This window comes from Brachyspira pilosicoli (assembly GCF_008016535.1).
Taxonomy (GTDB): domain Bacteria; phylum Spirochaetota; class Brachyspiria; order Brachyspirales; family Brachyspiraceae; genus Brachyspira; species Brachyspira pilosicoli_A.
On the sequence record NZ_SAXY01000078.1, the window covers coordinates 20,753 to 43,248 of the forward strand.

Sequence of the window (22,496 nt, forward strand, 5' to 3'; positions counted from 1 at the left end):
ATTAAACCTTATAAAATTATTTTTCCCATTCAGGTGCAAATTGCTGATTAATTTGTATAAATGATAATTCATTATTCCAATTTGCATGAGATGATTGAAAACATCTTTTACACTCGTTACACATATTATTTTGATCATTAACAGTTTTTCTAAACTCTTGAAACTCTTTTCCATTCCACATATCATCAAAATTATCATAATTTTCAAAATTTAGAAATTTAACAGCTGTAGATTGACAAGGACGCACCCATCCGTCTGATGCTAAGAAAAAATCTCTCCAAGCTACAAAACAATCTTTATGATATTTATCTCCTGCTATATCTTCACCTTGAATATAAGGTAGTTTTAACTTTATATTTAATTTTTTTGCTAATTCTTCAGCTTCATTAAAAATCTTTATTACTTTATCTTGTTTATTATATAATGTTTCATTAAGTAAGTTATTTGTAAACACTGTTAGATAAACCCCCTTAACTTCTTCAAGACCTATATCTGAAGCCAATTTTATTAATTGCGGAAGTTCTTCTATATTAGAATCCATTAGAGCCATAACAAAATTCATATATGGATAATTCAAATTTCTTTCTTTTTTTTCTTTAACTATTTCTCTTATGTTATTTACTATAAAATGAAAATTACCTCCGAATCTAATTCTATCATTAGTTTCAGCTTTTGCACCATCCAAACTGATAGCCATAATGTCAACATTATAATCAAATAAAGCATCTTTTATTTGATTTAATCTCATCCCATTAGTAACAAAATATTTTCTTACAGGGAAATCATTTAAATATTTTAATATATCTATAAATTGCGGATGCATAGTGGGTTCTCCCCATCCAAATAGAGTAACTTCTTCTACTATATTTAATAAATTTTCTAATTTTTTTAGATAATCTAATTTAAATACTGTAGTGGCAAATTCTGCCTCATCTCTTCCGCACATTATACATCTTAAATTACATGCATTAGTAAGTTCCAATACTAATCTTTGAGGATAAGATTTTAATATAGTAGCCTTATTATCCATCTCTTCTTTATTTAACCTTGTATTATCAATTTGTTTTTTAGTTAATTCTCTAGTTTGTAATAATTCTCTAGTTTTTGCTCTAAGTATCATAATTATTCTCCTTTATTTACTGATTTATTTCCAAGTTTTCCATGGGGCATTTCCTTTATTCCACATATCCTCAAGTAATGCCTTGTCTCTTTGAGTATCCATACATTGCCAAAAATCCTCATGTTTGAATGCTATAAGCTCATTATCTTTAGCTAAATTTCTTAATGGTTCTTGTTCAAATATTGTTTGATCATCTTTAAGATAATTAAATATTTCTTTATTCAATATAAAAAAACCACCATTTATATAAGCATTATCGCCTTTAGGTTTTTCTATAAAATCTGTAACAATATCATTTTCATTAATACTTATAGCTCCCCATCTTGCTGGAGGGAATACTGCTAACATAGTAGCTATTTTACCATGTTTTTTATGAAAAGTAATTTCTTCTTTTATGTTAATATTAGAAACACCATCTCCGTAAGTTAAGCAGAAAGATTCTTCATTTTTAACATATTCATAAGCTCTTTTTAATCTTCCGCCTGTTTGAGTATTTTCACCTGTATAAATTAAATCTATAATCCAATTATCAACTTCTATATTTTCCAAACTAGAATCTTTATTTAAAATCTCTGAAGTATTATTTTTGAAATCTATGCGCATATCATATAAATGTCTTCTATAATTATCAAAAAATTCTTTTATCATATATCCTTTATATCCTAAAAGGATTACAAATTCATTTATTCCATAAAATGAATAATGTTTCATGATATGCCATATAATAGGACGACCGCCTATTTCTACCAATGGCTTTGGTCTTATAGAAGTCTCTTCTACTAATCTAGTACCTAATCCGCCTGCTAATATGACAGCTTTCATAAATATCCTTCAAAATAATATAAACTAGTCTATTATTAAATGTGAAAAAAGTCAATTATTTTATATATATTCTGATATGTCTTTCTTTGAAGGTCTCCATAATCCTACAGGATAACTTTTTCCGCAATATCTGCATAATGGTATTGGTTTTGCTAAAAACGACAATATATCATCTGTAGAATTATTATATATATCAATAGAATCTCTTTCTGTTATAGGTATATTCATATTAAAATATTTATTAAAGTCTTTTATTGTAGCTGCAAAAGGACATGTATAAATTTTTCCTTTAAATAACATCACGCAATTTGTACCTGTTGCTTCACATTCAAGAAATCTTTGATAAAAATCTTGTTTTCCATCAGGATCTATATTTGTTTTAAAACTTATTTTATCTTGATCTTTAGATGTACTAACAAAATCAAACCAAATATCATATTTTTTACACATCTCTCTTATTGCATCCCAATCTACTTTTATCGGATATCTTGTAGGACATATGGTCACTTTATTATCATGACATGATTTCCAAAATTCTTCATCTTGTTTTAATAATAGTGTTCCATTAGTAATTAAATTAATATATGAATTTGTAAAATATTTTCTTATTTCAGAAAAAAAATACTTTGTATTTTTATTTAAAAGCGGCTCTCCTCCGCATATATTAACTTCCTGTATTAAACCACCTGTTAATTCATAAAGTCTTTTTATATCATTTTTAAAAATATCAAAATCATAATATTCTTCATCTGCCAATGGAGAAAAATGGGAGCAACTGTAACATGCTATGTTGCAATGTCTTGCAGGATCTATATATACTTTCTTTATATAACCTTTAGGTACAAATTTATCTAAAATAAAATCCATTTCTTCTATTTTTTCTAAAAGTTTTCTAACATTATTTCTTAATTTTTTTATTGGAATCCACCATACAATATTATCTATTATTTTTTTATCAAAATACTTTACATCCATTTTATATACCCTTAAAAAAATTTAAATGATAGAATATCCCTAATAAAGGAATTAGGTAGTAGTGATAAATTACAATAAATAGAATTACTTGACTTGACTTGACTTGACTTGACTTGACTTGACTAAGCCACTATATAAATAATTTATTTTTAACATAAATTTATTATATATTAGTTATAAAAAAAAACAATACTTTATTGCAAATAATATATTATTATTATATTATTAAAAAAATATTATTTTATAGGAAACATAAACTATGGATAAAAAAGAATTAACTAGAAGAGCAAATATACTTAATTTTTTTAAATATTGGTCAAAAGAAAAAACTAAAACTCAAAAGAAAATTGATAATATAGTAAATTTTATACCTACAAACAAATTAAAAAAATATTGTCAGACAAAATTATATAAAAAATATCAAACAATAATAGAAGATGAAAAAATTGAATATATGGCACCAACTAAAAAATATAAATTTCATACTATGTTTATAAAAGGTGATAATATAGAAGATAATAAAAAACTCGAATTAGTGGAAAAAATATTAATAAATGAAGAAGATAGAGGACAATATATATTACATAATTATTTTATAAATAATAAATCAAATGCAATACATAAGCCTTTTTCATATTTTGATTTATATCAAAAATATTTTTCAAGATTTAAAGGAAGAGATATAAATTTACTTGAAATTGGCGTACAAAATGGCGGTTCCACAAGAATGTGGGAATATTATTTTAAAAAAATTAACCCTGATTATAAAATAAAGATATTTGGGGTTGATATAGATCCTAAATGTAAGCAGTTAGATATAGAAAATGAGAACATAAAAATATTTATAGGCTCGCAATCCGACAGGATTTTTTTAAGAAAATTAAAGTCAGAAATTCCAAAAATAGATATTTTAATAGATGATGGAGGACACCATATGCAAGATCAAATAATTACTTTTGAAGAGATGTATGAGTCTATAAAAGATGATGGTATATATTGGTGTGAAGATGTTGGAACTTCATACAGTAAAGGATATTATGCAGCAGGTTATAAAAATCCAAATTCTTATATAGAATATTGTAAAAATTTAATAGATTATATAAATGCATATAATGCTTCTGCAGACGATACTCTTGAAGTATCTGATTTCACTAATACAGCTTATGGGATATATTTTCATGAAAATGTAGTAGTTATTGAGAAAAAATTAAGAAATAACCTAATTAATACTATAGCAAATGATGCTGCCATAGGAGATAATTATTTTCTATGAAATAGTATTTTAATATATTAAAAGGTATATCTAATATGATGAATTATAAAATTTATGCACCAGATAAACATTTACAAAAAATTGAAGATAAGATTAAAAAAACTGAACAATATGTAAAAACTAAAAAACTTGAAGCTGATTGTTTAGAAAACGGTATAATAATACCAATTGAAGGATTATGGAATACTAATCCTTTTGGAGGTGTAGTTAATGAAAAAGGTGAAATTCACAAATATTCTTTAAGAAATTATATATATATGGATGGTAAACATTCTCCTAGTAATTATTGTGGTGCAAATCCAAATACAGATTTAAATAAAGTTAAATATATTGATGAAGAAATAGTATTTTTAGGTATTGGTTTTGATCAAAGAGATTATGGACATACTATTTATGAATCTTTATCTAGGCTATGGTACTTATTAGATAAAGACTTAGATCAATTAAAAGTAGCTTGGATACATGCTCCATCAAAAGATTGTATGGATTTATTATTATTATTTGGGTTAAAACAAGAAAATATTATAACGATAAAAGAACCTACTAAATTTAGAAAAGTTATTATTCCTGAAAATTCTATAGAGCTTGATTTGATTTTTAATATCAAATATAAAGAAGTTATCAATAGAATTAAAGAAAATGTTAAGCCATCAAATTTTGATAAAGTATACTTTTCTAGAAATAAATTATTTTATAAAAGAACAATGTATGAAAATACTTTGGAAAGTACATTTAAAAATAATGGTTATAAAATATTTTATCCTGAAGAATTGTCTGTTTATGAAAAAATATCTATAGTAAAAGGATGTAAATATTTTGCAGGATTATCTGCAAGTAATGGTGTACATCAAATATTTGCTGAAGATCATACAAATATAATAACTATAACACGAAGCGATTATCAATATGGCGTATATGTTCTTAGTTATTTTATAAAAGCTAATCTCATAATATTATCAGGAAGTAATACTTTTTTGCCAACAGCTGGAGGAAGCGGACCATTTTTAATAGGAGGTAATGAAGCTACTTTTCAATTTTTTAAAGATTTTAATTTTAAATATAAAGAAGAAGATTTTTATTATGAACTTTATCAAGTATTAGATTATTTATTTGTATGGGCTAAAACATATAAAATAGGTATTATAAAAAATATTAGTATTCAAGAATTAAATAATGAAGATATAGCAGATGATATTATTGAGATATATTTAAATAGAATAAAAAAGCAATCAACATTACCTACTAAAACATTTTTTTATATTGGTATAACTACTGAAATAGGTTCTATGAATATTAAACCATACTTTGAAGTAATAATATTTGGAAAAAAAATTGTAAAAATTAATTTAAATAAATACCATATTTTAAAAGCAATATTAAATATAATACCAACCAATTATTTAAAAAATAAATTTATTAGAAAATTTGACTTAAATTCTTATGCTGCAAATGATGATTCAGATAATTATTTCATTAATATGTATAATGAATATATAAATAATAAATCTAACAATATATCTTAACAAATATATTTTTATTTATAATATAAACTTACATATTATGAATTTTATTTCTAAAATTATTACGCCATTTTTTTATTGGTATAAACCAAGCTAAAATATCTATAAGTTTATTAAATTTAGAACTTAGTATTTCCATTTGATTATCATTTATTTTATTTTCTAATGTTGCAATTCTATTTTCAAGTTTATATTGATAATTATTTAATTGTTGATACATATCAGATATAAATAAAGAATTCATTTTATTTTTATATTCTTCTACAAATTTTTTAGCTTCATTTTCATTTCTAAATTTGGGTAAAGTATCATTAAATGGGCATCGGCATTGTTCTAATTCACATTTTGTATAGCCTATTATATTATACCAATTAAAAAAATCATCATATATATTATATCTTTTGAACATAGGGCATGCTCCGCCTGTAGTATCCCCAAATCCCCATATATCAAAAGTATTTATACCATAACAACAGTACATATCTTTAAAGCTTCTTTTGTTTTCCCTCATTGCTTTATTAAATTCTATTTTAGGTATAGATACATTTTCATTATTTATATTTACTATATATGATGGTGTAGAAATATACATGCTGCTATTATTAGGATATAACGAGTTAAATTCTTTATTTATTTTATCTATCCAATTAAAATCATCTATTGTGTACCTTCTATCTAATTTATCAAAATTATCTCCTTCTTGTAATTCATCAAAAGAAATGTCAAATTTATAATTTTTTCTCAATTTTAATAATTCGTTATATACATTTTCTCTTTCTTCCTTTAAGATCGGATGAAGCATAAGGTTTATCAAAATATTTTTATTTAATTGATTAGCTAATATTATTATGTCTTTTATATGTTCTATTTTGGCATATTCCAAATGTATTGACATCCTTAATAAAAATTTTAAGTTATTGGTATTTTCAAAAACATTTTTATAATATTCTACACTCCTGGCTCCATTTGTAATGATAGATAAATATATTTCTTTATCTATATATGTATTATTAAGATAATTTAATATATCTAAAAATTGCGGATGTATAGTTGGTTCTCCTCCGGTTAATATTATGAAATATTCATTTTTATTAAATAAAAAAAATCGATCTATAACATTTATTATTGTTTCATAATCTATGAAAGCTGCATTATTATTAACAGGTGGCATTTCTGCACAGCAATATGAACATTGATAATTACAATAAGAAGTAATAGCTAAGTTTATAGATAATAAATCATCTCTATAATCCCCATGATATATTATATCTTTTTCATCAAATTCTATCATATATTCTCCATTTATATATTTACAATAACTTTGTTTTAATTTTTTCCTGTAATTTTTTTATTGGTATAAGACTGCATAATTTGTTAATTAATTCATTATGTAAATTATTTAATCTAGTTATTTCATCTTTCAAATTTTCTATTTCAACATTAATATAACTATTTTGTAATCTTAATAAATTTAACTCTCTATCATAATTATCATTTTGTATCTTTAATAAATAAAAAAAATTATAATCATCAAAATTTCTTATTGTATAAAATAAAATATATTCATTTAAATAAACAAAATTTTCTCTTTTTAAATCTAAAGTCAAAAAATAATCATGAACATATCTAAAAGCTTCCTGTTTATTATCATAATTTTCAATTTCATAAATTATATTATATATTATTTCTTTTAGCAAATAAGGTAATTTTGATATATCATATTTCTGATAATATAAAATATTATTATTAATACATTTTATAGTTTGAATAATAAATTTAAAATCTTTACCTCTAGAACTTATTATAGAAGAATTATGCTGTCTATAATAGTAAATTGCATTATGATTAAAAGCTATTACAGGATCATGAAGTAATGTTCTATAAAATACATCGATATCTTCTCCCCTGTCTTTAAGCTGAAAATATAAATTATTCCTAGTAATAAAATCTCTTTTCCAAATCTTATTCCAAGACATAACATTAGTAAATTCATTTGTTTCATATCTTATATTTTCTATTGAAACTGAAGACTTCCCTTCAATTAAATTATTATCTTTTTTCCATTCATCTATTTTATTATAATTATATCTTTCTATTCTATTGTCATAAACAGCTAATATATTTAATGTTGAAACAATATCAGCATCATATTTTTTAGCTGTATTATATAATTGTTCAAGAAAGTCAGATTCTATATAATCATCAGAATCTATAAATGCAATATATTCACCATTAGCTAATTTTATACCAGAATTACGCGATTCACCTAATCCTAAATTATTTTCATGATTAATGATTGTAATTCTGTCATCTTTTGATTTATATTCATTTAAAATCAAGGAGCTATTATCAGGAGAGCAATCATTAACACAAATAATTTCTATATCTTTAAGTGTTTGATTAATCACACTTTCTAAGCATGTAGATAAATATTGTTCTACATTGTATACTGGTATTATAACAGTAATTTTTTTATTCATATACTAAGTATAACAAAGTGTTTATAAAAAACAAGTGCTAAAAAACATACTTTTAATTAAGAAAAGAAAATATATTTTTTATATTAGTTTCTTCTAATTTATGACTAAATATTTCTTTTATATAAGGATTAAGCCATTCGCTTCCATCATTACATATTCTATTTCTAACATCTGCATAATATGGAGCATTTATTTTTGGTACATCTCCCAATGTAATAAAAGCATGAGCATTAAAACAATGTGGTAATAAACATTTTTTTCCTACAGGATTCCAAATAATAGGCTTACTAATATCTTGAAATATATTCTGATAAAAATTAGATTCGTAACATTGTTTAGCCTCACCATCACCTATATTAACATATAATGACCATTTTCCGGCATAACAGTATTCTTTTATTTTTTTTCCAAATATTTTTATTTTAAAATTAAATAGATTCGAATCAAAAACTTCCCATATTTTTTTATATTCTTCTTTAGATAAGTTAGTTAATATTGGTATTTCAGATTTATCATCTGATCTTGCTATAGTAACATGGCATATACTACCTACATTATCTTTTACAATTTTTTTTATTTCTTTAATATCATTTATAATATCATCATAAGGAGTGAGTTCTACAGTAAAAGAACAACCTGCATCTCTCATTTTTTTTACATTTATAAAATAATCATTTATTTTATTGATTCTAATAAGTTCTTTATAATGAAAAGAAAATTTAAATATTAGTCTGTATAATAATTTTTTATCAATATTATTTAATATTTCATCAAATCTTTTATTAATAGTACCATTAGTAACTATAAAAATATAATGACCTTCTTCAAGTAGTTCCTTTAATAGTTCTATAATATAGGGATGAAGTAATGTCTCTCCGCCTGCACACATATTTAATAAACATGTACCTCCCAAACGTTCTTTTGAAAGTGCCTTTCTAACATATTGAGGGGAGTATTTAAAATCAGGTAAAGCATCCGACCATCTATTGGTTTGGGTTATATAACAATATTCACATCTTAAATTACAGGTTGTTACAGGAATATAGCATTCTATATATTTATTAATTTTTTCAAATTTTATATCTGATAAAATATTAGTTTTTTCTATGAAATTAGATGAATAATTATTTTCTAAAGCATATTCATATATTTTAATAATATTGCTTCTTATATTCTCATCATCTAAAAATCTTTCATGTGTAAATAAAATAATATTTTCATCTAAATTAATACTACTAATTAAAAAGCTTAAATCTTTAATATTCTCTGCTCTGATTGTAGTTTTAACAAATAGTAAATCATTTACTATATCTTTATATATAAATTGATTATTCAAAAATATATTTTCATTTTTATTTAAATAATAATTTAATCTATCATCATCTGCAGATAATGCTCCAATTATACCATTCTTTATTTTTTTAAGATTCAAAAGATTTTCTAAATCACCTGAATAATAATGAAGCCTTGGAATATGATCTATAATATCATAAGTACCTGCAAACCTATAAACTTCTTTCAAAAAAATATTATAATCTTTTATTGCTTTTTTGGGATTATTAATATGTCTACTATTTTCATTATAACCATGAAAGCCTATTTTTAACCAATGAGAATTTTCTATAAACTCATTTTTAAATTTATCTGTTGTTTTACATATATTAAAATTATTATATTCAATAAAAATATATAAACTTATACAAGCTTGATATTTTTCATTAAGTTTTTTGAAAAAGGAAAAATATTTACTTTCGAATAAAGAATTATAATCGTTAATTGTTATATCTCTAAACATTTCTATACAGTCATCTATAGAAAAATGTATTATTTTATTATACATATAAAACCTTTAATTTAAAATAAAAAGAAGTATTTATTACTAATTTTTTAGTAGTAAATACTTCTTGAAAATATTATTTATTATTATATAATAGTATATATTATATATTACTTCTCTTCTCTTCTCTTCTCTTCTCTTCTCTTCTCTTCTCTTCTCTTCTCTTCTCTTCTCTTCTCTTCTCTTCTCTTCTCTTCTCTTCTCTTCTCTTCTCTTCTCTTCCCTTCTCTTCCCTTAGGATAAATATATTTTTTGTATTATTTTCTTTTAATTTATGAGAACAAAATTCTTTCATATATGGATTAAGCCACTCACTACCATCTTCAGCAACTCTATTTCTCATTTCATAATAAAATGGTGTTCTCAGTTTAGGGATAGTTCCAAATGTTAAAAAAGCATGTGAATTATAACAATGAGGTTCTAAACATTTTTTTCCTATAGATTCTTCTTTAATTGGTGTATTTATATCGTCAAATATATTAACATTAAAAAAAGAAGAATAACATTGTTTTAATAATCCATTTCCCATATTTAATGAATAAGTCCATTTTCCTGCATAACAAAATTCTTTTCTTTTTACTTGAAATGTACTTAATTTAAAACTAAACATTTTAGAATTGAAAATAGACCATATTTCATTGTATTGTTTTTTTGAAAAATTAGTTAATATTTCTTTATCTTTATCATTATCTTTTCTAGCTACTGTAATATGCGGTAAAGCTCCGAATTTTTTTATGGAAAATTCTTTTATTTCATCTATATATTTTATTAGTTCATCATGCGGCGTAATTTCAACACTAAAAGAACATCCTGCTTTTTTAACATTTATAACATTATCTACAAATAGATCCAAATTATTTAATTGTTTCAATTGCAAATAATGAAATGAAAATTTAAAAGCTAAACGATATAATAGTTCTTTAGGAAATTTTAATATTTCATTAAACCTTTTATTCAAAGTACCATTTGTAATAATCCATATATAATGTCCCTCTTCAAGTAGTTCCCTTAATAGTTCTATAATATATGGGTGAAGTAATGTCTCTCCTCCAGCGCACATATTTAATAAACATGTACCTCCTAAACGCTCTTTTGAAAGTGCCTTTCTAACATATTGAGGAGAGTATTTAAAATCAGGTAAAGTATCTGACCATCTATTTGTTTGTGTTATATAACAATATTCACATCTTAAATTACAGGCTGTTACAGGTATATAGCAGTCTATAAATTTTTTTATTTTTTCTATCTTAAAATCATTTAGTATATTATTTCTCTCTATAAAATTAGCTGAATAATTATTTTCTAAAGCATATTCGTATATTTTGATAATATTGCTTCTGATATTTTTATCATCTAAAAATCTTTCATGTGTAAATAAAATAATATTTTCATTTAAATTAATACTGCTAATTACAGAACTTAAATCTTTAATATTTTCTACTCTAATTGTAGTTTTAACAAATAGTAAATCATTTACTATATCTTTATATATAAATTGATTATTTAAAAATATATTTTCATTTTTATTTAAATAATAATTTAATCTATCATCATCTGCAGATAATGCTCCAATTATACCATGCTTTATTTTTTTAAGATTTAAAAGGTTTTCTAAATCACCTGAATAATAATGAAGTCTTGGAATATGATCTATAATATCATAAGTACCTGCAAACCTATAAACTTCTTTCAAAAAAATGCTATAATCTTTTATTGCTTTCTTTGGATTATGAACATGGTTGCTGTTTTCATTATAACCATGAAAGCCTATTTTTAACCAATGGGAATTTTCTATAAACTCATTTTTAAATTTATCTGTGGTTTTACATATATTAAAATTATTGTATTCAATAAAAATATATAAACTTATACAAGCTTTATATTTTTCATTAAGCTGCTTGAAAAAAGAAAAATATTTACTCTCGAATAAAGAGCTATAATCGTTAATTGTTATATCTCTAAACATTTCTATACAGTCATCTATAGAAAAATGTATTATCTTTTCAGTCATTCTATTCCTTTTTTAATATAATATCAGAAAATTTGTTCATCAAATCCAAATTAATTACGTTTTTATTATTATAATATTTTTTTATATATTTATCAACTATACTATAAATATATGTTTCATTCATATTTGTTTTATCTATGTAATGTATATATTCTACTTGTTCTATAATTTTATATCCATATTTTATTTTAGTATCAAAAGAATCAAAAACAATACAAGGAGTTTTTGTAATATAAGAAAATATCATTCCATGAAATCTGTCAGTGATACATAAATTATATAATGATATTATATTTAAATATTCCAATATATATTTTTCCCTTTCATTTTTTGTAATATTTATATCTCTAAAAGTATCAAAATTACATATATTTACATCATTTGAATCCAAATAATTTTTTAATTTATTTATAATATTATTGTCTAATATTTTCTCTTTATCATTTCTTAATATAAAAATGCATCCGTTTCTTATTGAATAATCTAAAGATTCAATAAAATCATTAAAGTAATCGTATAAATATAAAGCAGCATCAGGAATTAAATAAATTTTATTATTTGTAAAATGTTCTTTAGCAAAATTATAACTATTTTCATCACGGGTCATTATATATAAATTATCATTTTTATTATAAATTTCTTTGGATAAAGATAACTGTTTATTACCTTCATCATCATTAGAATAATAAATAGAAACAGGAAATACAAATATTTTATTTTTTAAAAATGATTTAACAATATTTCTTCTCATATCTTCTTCATTAATATAAAGATTTCCCATATTTCCGCCTCCTGGCAAAAATATTATATCTTTATCTGTAATAAATTTTTTTATATAGTCAAATATATAATAGAAATCATTGTATGTATATTCTAATAGAACCGCATCAGTATAAATTCTATTAATAATTTTTTGAGAAGCATATACAATTGCATGATCTCCTATATTTCCATGTTCTGGTGTTTGTAAATAAAATACCTTTTTTTTATCTTTAAATAAAATCATATCAGAAATTATATTATTAGATCTATCAATTCTTAATTCCTGATAATATAATTTTTCAAGTATATCATCAGTTTTTTTATCTATAATGAATATTTTTTCTAATACATCTCTTATACTTATTCTAAGTTTTTTAAAAGGAATCCACCAACATATATTATCTATTACTTCTTTATTCATAAAAATCCTATTAAATACTAATCTATATTTAATTTATTTTTCATAAACATATTTACTTATTTTTTTAATATGTATTTTAAATTTTCTAATGACTTATTATACAAGTTATCTGCATAAATTTTTAAATTATTTTGTAATTTAAAATATTCATCATTATTCATATTAATTGCTTTTTTTAATGATTCTATAAAATCTTCATTATTATCATATAAGATGCTATTATCATTATTAATACCGTAAGTTTCAGCAAATTTCCTATTTAATATACAAGGCTTTCTAAAACCATAAATCAATTGAAATGAACCTGATACACCATATTTTAAATATCTATCATGATCTGGGTTTTCATTATCTAATAACGGAAGAAAAAAATCAGCTTCCTCTATTTCTTTATACATATCAGGATAGTTTAACCTTCCTTTTACATCAATATATTTATATAATAATCCAATATCAGAAGTAATATTACCTTTACCTACAATTATTAATTTAAAATTAGTAAATCCATTTTGCAATAATTTATTAAATCCATTAAATAGTAAATCAAAATTCTTCCTGTGAGATTCAATCCAGCCAACTATTATGAATTTTATAATATTATCGCTCTTAGATGTTATTTTTACATCTCCAAAATAATGCGGATTTATATATATTGGAAATTTATTAGGCTGTAAATTATGCATAACAGCTATTTGATTATTTCTTATGTACTTTTCATTAACTAAATCTAAATGATGTTCCATAATAATCATATTTTTATTTTTTTTATCTATATTTTTTATATAATCTTTAACAGAAGGCCAATTAGAAGATACATAATATAAATAATAAGAAGTTATAAATATACATTTATATTCACTTAGATTTTCATTCTTTATAATATTTATCAAATTTTCCCTATCATAACAAAATATTTTTACATTTTCATTATTCTTAAATGCATTAAGAACACCAGAAGCTAATTGTTTAAAAGTAACTAGAATATCTACTTTATATGATAAATCTAAAAAATATTTTACTATACCAGGAATAACCTCACCATGAACATCATTCAATTCTGTAACTAAAACATAATTTTTATCCTTTTTTGAGTTAACAAAATTATTAATTTTTACTTTATTAACTGTATTATATACATCATTAAAAAACATATGGAAATCGTTTGAAAAATAATTATATATCAAATAATCATACATTAATGTTATATCTAATATCTCAGGATATAAATACAACTGTGATATAATAATGCTTTTTAAATAATCTTTAAGTTTATAATATTTATTATTATCAATATTTTTATATTCATAAAATATTCTATAAAAAGCAACATAAATAGCTTTAGAATAATGTACATAAATATCTGAAACTATATGATAATTTTCTTTTATAATAATATCATAAGCATATAAAGTTTCAGTAATATATTTTTTTTCAGTAATTAACGTTTGAGAGTTTTTTGTATTTCTATCATAATAATACAATGAAATTGGAATAAGGCTTAAACTTTCTGCTTTACTAAATACATAAAAATTAAATACTCTATCTTCTCCTATTAAATTATCAGGCATTAGCTTTTTATCTGAATTTAATATTAAAGAACTTTTATACAACTTATTCCATAAAAAAACATGAACATAATCATTAATAAAATATTTTAAAACATTATTATATACACTAAAATTGCCTAAATAAACTTCATTTATCTTAGATTGAATCTTATAAAATCCAAATGAAACTATATCAACATCATAAAAAAACATAGAAAATAGTGCTATATCATAAGCTTCTAATTTTAGATAATCATCACTATCAACAAATGCTGTAGAATATCCTGTAACATATTTTAATCCCTCTAATCTAGCTCCTCCAGAACCCATATTTTCTTTATTATATATATACTTTATTCTCTTATCTTTATTTGCATAATCTTTACATACTATATCATCTTCCTCTAATGGAGAACAATCATTAACTATAATTATTTCTATATTTTTCAATGTTTGATTTATTAAACTATCTAAACATCTAATTAAAAGTTCTTTTCCGGTATTATATACAGGAACTATTATAGAAACATAAGGTATATTTCCTATTAATTTATTATAATCAACTTTATCTTTATTTTTTAAATATAAATTATAAAATCCATCTTTAGTTTCTTTTTCTATTTCTTTGTTTTTATTACATAAATTATCTAATCTCTTTTGCAATAAATTAGCTTTAAGTCTATAAGGCTTAGTAACAATTTTTAAACCAAAAATAGTTGTTTTCGAATATATATCAACATCTTCTCTTTTATAAATAAAAGACATTATCTTTTTAATTATCATCAATTTTTACCTCTACAACATTTCCGTAAATATTATGTTTAATTATTGACAAAGTTTTTAATGCTACTATATCAGGGGAGAGTAAAGTATTTTTGTCTTCAATACCAAAATTTTTTAATCTCATAGGCGTACTAGTTCTATGAGGACATACACAATTTACTTTTATATCAAAATCAAACCACTCTTCTGATAATGCCTGAGTAAAATTAACAATAGCTGCTTTACTTGAAGAATATGCACTATAATCCATTCTTCCTAATGTATAAGAGCTGGAAGTAAAGAATATTAAATGTCCTCTGCTTTCTTTTAAATAATTGAAAGATTCTTTAGCACATATAATACTGCCTTTATAATTAATATCTATTTGTTCAAATAAATCATCATAAGTTGAAGAGTATAAACTTTCTTTCTTTAAAATAGAGGAACATACTATTACAGCATCTATAGATTTATATTTATTACAAAAAGAATATAAAGCATTTTTAACATCATCAATATTCCTTATATCGCAATTATTTGATCTGCTATATGACTCTATATTAACATTATATTTAGATGCTATTTCTACTATAGATTTTCCTATGCCAGAATTTCCGCCAAAAACTATAATATTTTTATTTTTCAGAAAGTCTAAATTTTCATTTTTTATATCTATTTTTTTTATTTGAAAAAGCTTCTCTAATAAATATAAATCTTCTATATGCGTAAGTTTTATATTAGATGTATCACCTTTAACCACATAAACTTTTGTACTTGGTAAATAATTAACTATAACCTTGCAATCATCTGTTACCTGAAAGTTTTTATCTTTTAACGCTAGATCATAAGCCTTTTTTAAAACATTAATCTTAAAACATTGAGGAGTTTGTCCCATATACATTCTAGATCTCAATGGTATATTATCTATTATATTATCATTAACTTCTATAATTGTATCTGATGAAGGAATTGCAACATCAACAGCATCATATTTCTTTAAAGCTTCTATACATTCATCTATTATAGATTCTGACAATAAAGGTCTTACAGCATCATGAATTATTACATAACTATCTTTTTCATCACTATATGATTCTAAAGCTGATAAAGTTGATTGATACCTCTCATTACCAGCACATAGTATTTTTTTTAATTTCTTATATAATGATTTTTTTAATAATTCATTAATATAATAATGGTTTTCTTCTTGTGCTACAATAGCTATTTCATCTATTTTATTATGCTTTTCAAAAATATCTATTGTATGTTCTAATATAGTTTTACCTGATATTTTCAAAAATTGTTTTGGTTTTTTTAAACCTGTTCTGGATCCGATTCCGCCTGCTAATATAATAGCTATATTTCTTATCATATTTACTATAATTCCTTTATAAAAATGTATTATAAAAATAAAATCAGTTATTGTCAATAAAAGTCTTTATGAAATTTACTACTCTTTCTATACTATGTCCATCACAAGAGCCCAAATGATACTCTTTAAATTTTTCATAATTTTTATGATTAATACTCGCTTTTCTTAAAGAAGTTAATAAAGTTTTAGCTTTATTGCTTTCTACTATTTCGCCTGGCAAATCCTTCCTATAATTTATATAAAATCCCCTTTCATATTCATCTATATCATTGGAAGTAAATACACAAGGCTTATTCAATAATAAGCCTTCCATAAATGCTGAAGAATAATCTGTTAATATTACATCACTTACAACCAATAAACTCATTATATCTTCGTTAGACATATCTAGTATATTATTATTAATTTCTTTTAAATTAGTAATAGTATTGGTATTATTACTATCAATAATATTGATTACAGCTGGATGTAATTTATATAAAAAAACTTCATCTTTATTCATTAACCTTGACAATTTAAATAAATCAAAATTGAAAAAAGAAATTATATTATTATTTTTTTCTCTAAATGTAGGTACATATAAATATATTTTCTTGTTTCTTAAATTTGGATATTTATTAAAAAAATTCTTCTTTAATTCTTCTAAATATATCTTATTAAAAAATATGTCTGTTCTAATTTGACCCAAAGGAATAATATTATCTTTAGGTAATTCAAATGCTTCAGCATAAAAAGGAATTATTTTTTCAGAAGAAGTTATTACATAATGATTTTTATTTACTTTTGTATTATTATAACTCTTACTATGTTTACCAAACCTTTTAAAAGCTCCTGAAGCATGCCATATATTTATTAATATTTGGTCTTCAAATAAATAATTAAAAATGCTGCTTTCTGATGAAGTTACTATAATTTTAGCAGTTAATATATCTATAATATCATTAATATTATTATTAAGAATATTAAAATGAAAGTCGCCTTTTATAATTTTACTATTTGGAAAATAATTTATAATATATTTTGAAATTTCAATATCTGTATCAAAAAATATAATTTTATTTGTATGTAAATTATATTTAGATACAAACTCTTTTATCTCTTTTAAAATAGAATAGTTTCTTTCTTTATAATTATTAATTTCATTTTCTAACTTTTTTATTATGTATTTATTATTTTTAATAGTCAATTTAAAAAATAATAAATTTATTTTTATATAATTATTATCTTTGTATATGTTAAAAAATCTCTTCATCATATTAAAATTACCATTATCTTTTTATAGTTATAACAATACCAAATAAAATTATTTGTATAATTCTAGTACCTATAACTAAAGAAAATAATTTATTTTTTTTTACTTTCTTTTTTATTTTCAAAATATTTTTTTTCTTTATCAAATTTATAATCAAAGCATCTTTAAATTGTATAGGAATATTTAAATTTATATAATCATATAAATCTATATTATGTATTTTACAAATTCTATAGCTATTATTAATAATATTTTTTAATAAGCATAATGTATGAATATAATATAAATCTAATGAATACTTTAATACAAATTCTACTATTATTTTTATAATATTATCTGTATTTCTTAAAAATTTTTCTTTTTCTTCTTCTTCCACCAGTTGTTTTTTACTACTCCCATTTTCATTCATTCTATAACAATAACCTATTTTATGTATGGAATAAGTATTATTAATAAATCTAGAAATAATAAGGTTTTGCATCAAATCTTCATATTGTGTAATGTTTTCAATATTAGGAAAATCAGAAATACATTTGTCTAACACCTCTTTTTTATATACTTTCCCCCACATTGTATGATTATAACCATCAAAAAAATAATTCATAATATAACTATTATTATTCATTTCATATAAAGGAATAGAATACCAATTATCAAAATCTAATATTTTTTTTCCATCTGTAATAATACAATCAAAAAATAATAAATCATAATCAAGTGGTATTTTATTTAAAATATATTTAATAATATTGTTACAGAGATAATCATCACTATCTACATGCATAATATATTTACCATTGGAATTTAATATACCTGTTAATCTAGCTTGATATAATCCTCTATTATATTTATGTTTTATTAATTTTATATGATTATACTTTTTTATATATTTTTCTACAATTTCATCGCAATTTCCATTTGAAGCATCATTAACTACAATAATTTCATAATTATTTATATTTTGATTAATGATACTATCTATACAAAATTCAAGATATGTTTCTGTATTATATACTGGTATTATTATTGACAATAAAATCATAATTATTCCTAAATAATTATTTTAATTTAATTTTTATAAATAAAATTTTTATATATCTTTCATTATCTGTATTTATAGAAAATATATTTCTAAGGAAATTATTTAAACTAATAACTATAGGTTCTTTGATGCATTTTGTATTCTTTATATTAATTTTTATACCAAATATTCTGACATTTATATAATATTCATAAATTATTATTGAAAAAAAATAAGGTAATAATTTAGATATTATTTTTTTTTCTTTTTCTAGAGATAATTCTTTATATTTTTTTAATTTTAAAAAATTATTTATTATATTAATGTCAAAATATTTATTTAAAATTGATAAATAATCATTCTTATTTTCATTATCTATTATCTTATTTCTTAAAAAATTATATTGATTATTATATAATTTGCAATAATAAAATGAGTATAAATTAATTATATTCATATTTTCTAAAAAGATACGAAATTCATTCAAAGCATTTATAGTATCTATACACATTTTTTTATATTTTTCACATGTTAATAAAATACTGTTATTATTACTATTACCTGTATTTATTTTATATAAATAAAATTTGTTTTTTATACTAGAATAATTATCAGCAAAATATGATGTTATTAAAAATTGCAGCATATCTTCTGCCATATTAAGTTTTATTTCAGGAATATATTTTAATGTTTTTTTTATTAATTCATTACTATATAATTTTCCGCACATATTATGGGGAATTTTTTCTTCTATTGTGTCTTCAAACAAATATTTATCATTAACTAAATTTCTATTTGAAGACATATACCATTCTACTTTTTTAATGTTTTTTTTATCTTCTTTAGTTAAATTTTCTCTTTTATCTATTATAGATTTGGTATTAAAATGTATGATATCAATATATTTATTATTATATCTATTAAATATTTCCTGACACATATTTATATCTAATTCATCATCTGAATCTAAATATGTTATATATTTTCCTCTTGCTTCTATGCTGCCCGTTTTTCTGCTTAATAAAGCTCCTCTATTTAATTCATGTCTTATATAAATTATTCTGCTATCCTTATAACTCTCAGCTATTTCTCTGCAATTACCCAGTGAAAAGTCATCTACTACTATTATTTCTATATCTTTAAATGTTTGATTGACTGCACTGTCCAAACATTTTCTTAAATATTTTTCTGTATTATAAACAGGTATTATAATAGATATAAATGGTTCCTTTACTGAATATTTCTTCATATTAAATTATTTTCTTTCATATATTCAAATATTATCTGTCTTATACCGCTTGATAAAGCTAAACCTTTTTCATTTTTGAAATAATTATCTAATATATTTTTGTGTTCTTCATTTATTTTTATAACGATTGTACTTTCTAATTTTTTGTCTTTTATTTCTTTATTACTATCTTTAAAGATATTTGAATTATTTATTTGTTCTAATAAACTATTATTTTTATTTATTGGCATTATATTATCCTATTAAATCTTTTGCTATTTTTTCTAATTCTTCTATTGTATTACTTTTATTATAATATTCAAATATGGTTTGATTATATTTTTGACTATCTGCTATTTTTCTGTCTTGACCTATTTTGTAAATATTATATTTTTTTAATTTTTCTAATATTGTTAAATATTGTTTATGAGTTTCAAATGATTTATTTATTAGATTTAATATTATTTTATTATGTTTTATATTTTTTCTGTAAGATTTATTTATTTTTTGTAATTCATTATAAAATAATTCTATTCCATCAAAACTAAAATATTCAGGTGTTATCGGTGTTATAACTTCGTTTACAGATAATAATATGCATCTTTCTAATTGACTTATCGATGGACTTAAATCGTATATAGCATATTCAAATCCTAGTTTTTGTAATTCTGCATTTAAATCTTCAAAAATAAATGGTTCTTGGAATAGTTTTGTTTCAGCATAATTTTTTAATTTGCTGTCTTTGGATTTGGTTGGTATTATATAAAAGTTATCCTTGATTTTTTTTATTGTGTTTGTTAAAGGTTCTCCTTGTAAAGAATCTGCAAGTTCATAATCTGTTTTTTCTTTTAAAAACCAATTACTTGAATTTGCTTGAATATCACAATCTATTAGTATTGTTTTTTTAGTTTCACTTATTTTATAAGCTATGTTTCCTGAGAGAGTTGTTTTTCCGACTCCGCCTTTTAGTATGTGAAAAGCTATGGATTTTAACATATTTGCCTTTTAAAATTGTAATATATAGTAATACTTTATTGTTGTAATATATTATATTATAGCAATTTTATCAAGAATTTTTTTAAATTTTATTAATTAAATTTATTTAAAATAAATAAGAGAATGTTTCAAAATAGACTACTAATTCATTTTTACGTTTCAAAATAAACTACTAATTATAATAATTCTATATTAAGATAAAAATTAAATTTTAGTTATACTATTTATATATAATAATATAATACTATAATACTATAATACTATAATACTATAATACTATAATACTATAATACTATAATACTATAATACTATAATACTATAATACTATAATACTATAATACTATAATACTATAATACTATAATACTATATTATTATAATATTATACTATATTGATATAATATTATATATAATAATATATTATTTTGTCATGGAGCCATAGATATTGTACTTTTACTTGCTATAATATTTTTGATTCTTTCTTTGATTGTAATATAACCTAGCGAAGAAATCAATCTTTGATTGTTATAAAAATGTGTATATTCTTTTAATTTTTCTCTCAATAATTCTACTGTGATATTTTTATTTAATCGTGAATAAAATTCTCTTTCGTCTATGCCGTGTACTCTTTCTACTACGTCATTGTATCTTGGTGTTGCTACTGGAATATATCTTCTCTCTAATTTATTTTTAAGACAATATTCATCAAAAATATTTATTTTAGGAGTATTAATACAGCGATAAGTATATTCTATACCATTGTTGCCACAGGCACTTCCTTCGGTCGCAGTTTGTATAGCTTGTATCTTAAAAGGTGAAGTTTTTAAGATGTCATGGAGCCATAGATATTGTACTTTTACTTGCTATAATATTTTTGATTCTTTCTTTGATTGTAATATACAATAACGAAGAAATCAATCTTTTAATTTTTCTCTCAATAATTCTACTGTGATATTTTTATTTAATCGTGAATAAAATTCTCTTTCGTCTATGCCGTGTACTCTTTCTACTACGCCATTGTATCTTGGTGTTGCTATAGGAATATATCTCCTCTCTAATTTATTTTTTAAGCAGTATTCATCAAAAATATTTATTTTAG

The 22,496-nt window shown here is 21.8% G+C and carries 18 protein-coding genes and 1 pseudogene; 2 read left to right on the top strand and 17 right to left on the bottom strand.

Annotated features, from left to right (window positions below; genetic code table 11):
• Positions 1–16: 16 nt before the first annotated feature.
• Genes EPJ72_RS12595 through EPJ72_RS12605 form a run of 3 tightly spaced genes read right to left on the bottom strand, consistent with a single transcriptional unit; the run spans position 17 to position 2,917 of the window.
• Positions 17–1,120: a radical SAM protein gene (locus EPJ72_RS12595; protein WP_147732458.1), complete on the bottom strand. Its 1,104-nt coding sequence runs from the start codon at positions 1,118–1,120 to the stop codon at positions 17–19.
• Between the two features lie 24 nt (positions 1,121–1,144).
• The gene (rfbF, locus tag EPJ72_RS12600; RefSeq protein WP_147732459.1) at positions 1,145–1,942 is read right to left on the bottom strand and encodes a glucose-1-phosphate cytidylyltransferase; all 798 of its coding nucleotides are present in this window, start codon (positions 1,940–1,942) and stop codon (positions 1,145–1,147) included.
• A 60-nt stretch (positions 1,943–2,002) separates the two neighbouring features.
• Positions 2,003–2,917 carry a radical SAM protein gene (locus tag EPJ72_RS12605; RefSeq protein WP_147732460.1) on the bottom strand — a complete coding sequence of 305 codons (915 nt, stop codon included), beginning with the start codon at positions 2,915–2,917 and terminating at the stop codon, positions 2,003–2,005.
• A 259-nt stretch (positions 2,918–3,176) separates the two neighbouring features.
• On the opposite strand from EPJ72_RS12605, the gene EPJ72_RS12610 reads away from it, so the two are divergent.
• On the top strand, positions 3,177–4,190 hold the full coding sequence (locus tag EPJ72_RS12610) for a class I SAM-dependent methyltransferase (protein ID WP_242005019.1): 1,014 nt from the start codon (positions 3,177–3,179) through the stop codon (positions 4,188–4,190).
• Between the two features lie 35 nt (positions 4,191–4,225).
• Positions 4,226–5,713: a glycosyltransferase 61 family protein gene (locus EPJ72_RS12615; RefSeq protein WP_147732461.1), complete on the top strand. Its 1,488-nt coding sequence runs from the start codon at positions 4,226–4,228 to the stop codon at positions 5,711–5,713.
• A gap of 28 nt (positions 5,714–5,741) precedes the next feature.
• Here EPJ72_RS12615 and EPJ72_RS12620 read toward each other — a convergent pair whose 3' ends face one another.
• The 14 genes and pseudogenes from EPJ72_RS12620 to EPJ72_RS13120 all read right to left on the bottom strand — a co-directional run.
• Positions 5,742–7,001 carry a radical SAM protein gene (locus EPJ72_RS12620; protein WP_147732462.1) on the bottom strand — a complete coding sequence of 420 codons (1,260 nt, stop codon included), beginning with the start codon at positions 6,999–7,001 and terminating at the stop codon, positions 5,742–5,744.
• A 19-nt stretch (positions 7,002–7,020) separates the two neighbouring features.
• Entirely contained in the window at positions 7,021–8,190 is a 1,170-nt protein-coding gene (locus EPJ72_RS12625) for a glycosyltransferase family 2 protein (RefSeq protein ID WP_147732463.1), read from the bottom strand.
• Between the two features lie 52 nt (positions 8,191–8,242).
• On the bottom strand, positions 8,243–10,030 hold the full coding sequence (locus tag EPJ72_RS12630) for a radical SAM protein (protein WP_147732464.1): 1,788 nt from the start codon (positions 10,028–10,030) through the stop codon (positions 8,243–8,245).
• A 100-nt stretch (positions 10,031–10,130) separates the two neighbouring features.
• Positions 10,131–12,038 carry a radical SAM protein gene (locus EPJ72_RS12635; protein WP_147732465.1) on the bottom strand — a complete coding sequence of 636 codons (1,908 nt, stop codon included), beginning with the start codon at positions 12,036–12,038 and terminating at the stop codon, positions 10,131–10,133.
• Position 12,039: 1 nt separating this feature from the next.
• Positions 12,040–13,221, bottom strand: coding sequence for a polysaccharide pyruvyl transferase family protein (locus EPJ72_RS12640; RefSeq protein WP_147732466.1), 1,182 nt, complete (start codon positions 13,219–13,221; stop codon positions 12,040–12,042).
• Positions 13,222–13,277: 56 nt separating this feature from the next.
• Positions 13,278–15,551: a glycosyltransferase family 2 protein gene (locus EPJ72_RS12645; RefSeq protein ID WP_242005020.1), complete on the bottom strand. Its 2,274-nt coding sequence runs from the start codon at positions 15,549–15,551 to the stop codon at positions 13,278–13,280.
• Complete coding sequence (gene ispD, locus EPJ72_RS12650; RefSeq protein WP_147732468.1) at positions 15,541–16,902, bottom strand: 2-C-methyl-D-erythritol 4-phosphate cytidylyltransferase; 1,362 nt, start codon at positions 16,900–16,902, stop codon at positions 15,541–15,543. The genes EPJ72_RS12645 and ispD overlap by 11 nt, the downstream gene beginning before the upstream one ends.
• Before the next feature lie 43 nt (positions 16,903–16,945).
• Positions 16,946–18,157, bottom strand: coding sequence for a CDP-glycerol glycerophosphotransferase family protein (locus EPJ72_RS12655; RefSeq protein WP_147732469.1), 1,212 nt, complete (start codon positions 18,155–18,157; stop codon positions 16,946–16,948).
• A gap of 13 nt (positions 18,158–18,170) precedes the next feature.
• Entirely contained in the window at positions 18,171–19,196 is a 1,026-nt protein-coding gene (locus EPJ72_RS12660) for a glycosyltransferase family 2 protein (RefSeq protein WP_147732470.1), read from the bottom strand.
• Between the two features lie 16 nt (positions 19,197–19,212).
• Positions 19,213–20,424 carry a glycosyltransferase family 2 protein gene (locus EPJ72_RS12665; RefSeq protein WP_147732471.1) on the bottom strand — a complete coding sequence of 404 codons (1,212 nt, stop codon included), beginning with the start codon at positions 20,422–20,424 and terminating at the stop codon, positions 19,213–19,215.
• Positions 20,421–20,654, bottom strand: a complete 234-nt coding sequence (locus tag EPJ72_RS12670) for a hypothetical protein (protein WP_147732472.1) — start codon at positions 20,652–20,654, stop codon at positions 20,421–20,423. The genes EPJ72_RS12665 and EPJ72_RS12670 overlap by 4 nt, the downstream gene beginning before the upstream one ends.
• A gap of 4 nt (positions 20,655–20,658) precedes the next feature.
• Positions 20,659–21,399: a ParA family protein gene (locus EPJ72_RS12675; RefSeq protein WP_147732473.1), complete on the bottom strand. Its 741-nt coding sequence runs from the start codon at positions 21,397–21,399 to the stop codon at positions 20,659–20,661.
• Between the two features lie 426 nt (positions 21,400–21,825).
• The gene (locus tag EPJ72_RS13820; RefSeq protein ID WP_199749297.1) at positions 21,826–22,227 is read right to left on the bottom strand and encodes an integrase core domain-containing protein; all 402 of its coding nucleotides are present in this window, start codon (positions 22,225–22,227) and stop codon (positions 21,826–21,828) included.
• An 84-nt stretch (positions 22,228–22,311) separates the two neighbouring features.
• A pseudogene (locus tag EPJ72_RS13120) lies at positions 22,312–22,496 on the bottom strand (transposase); the annotation flags it as partial.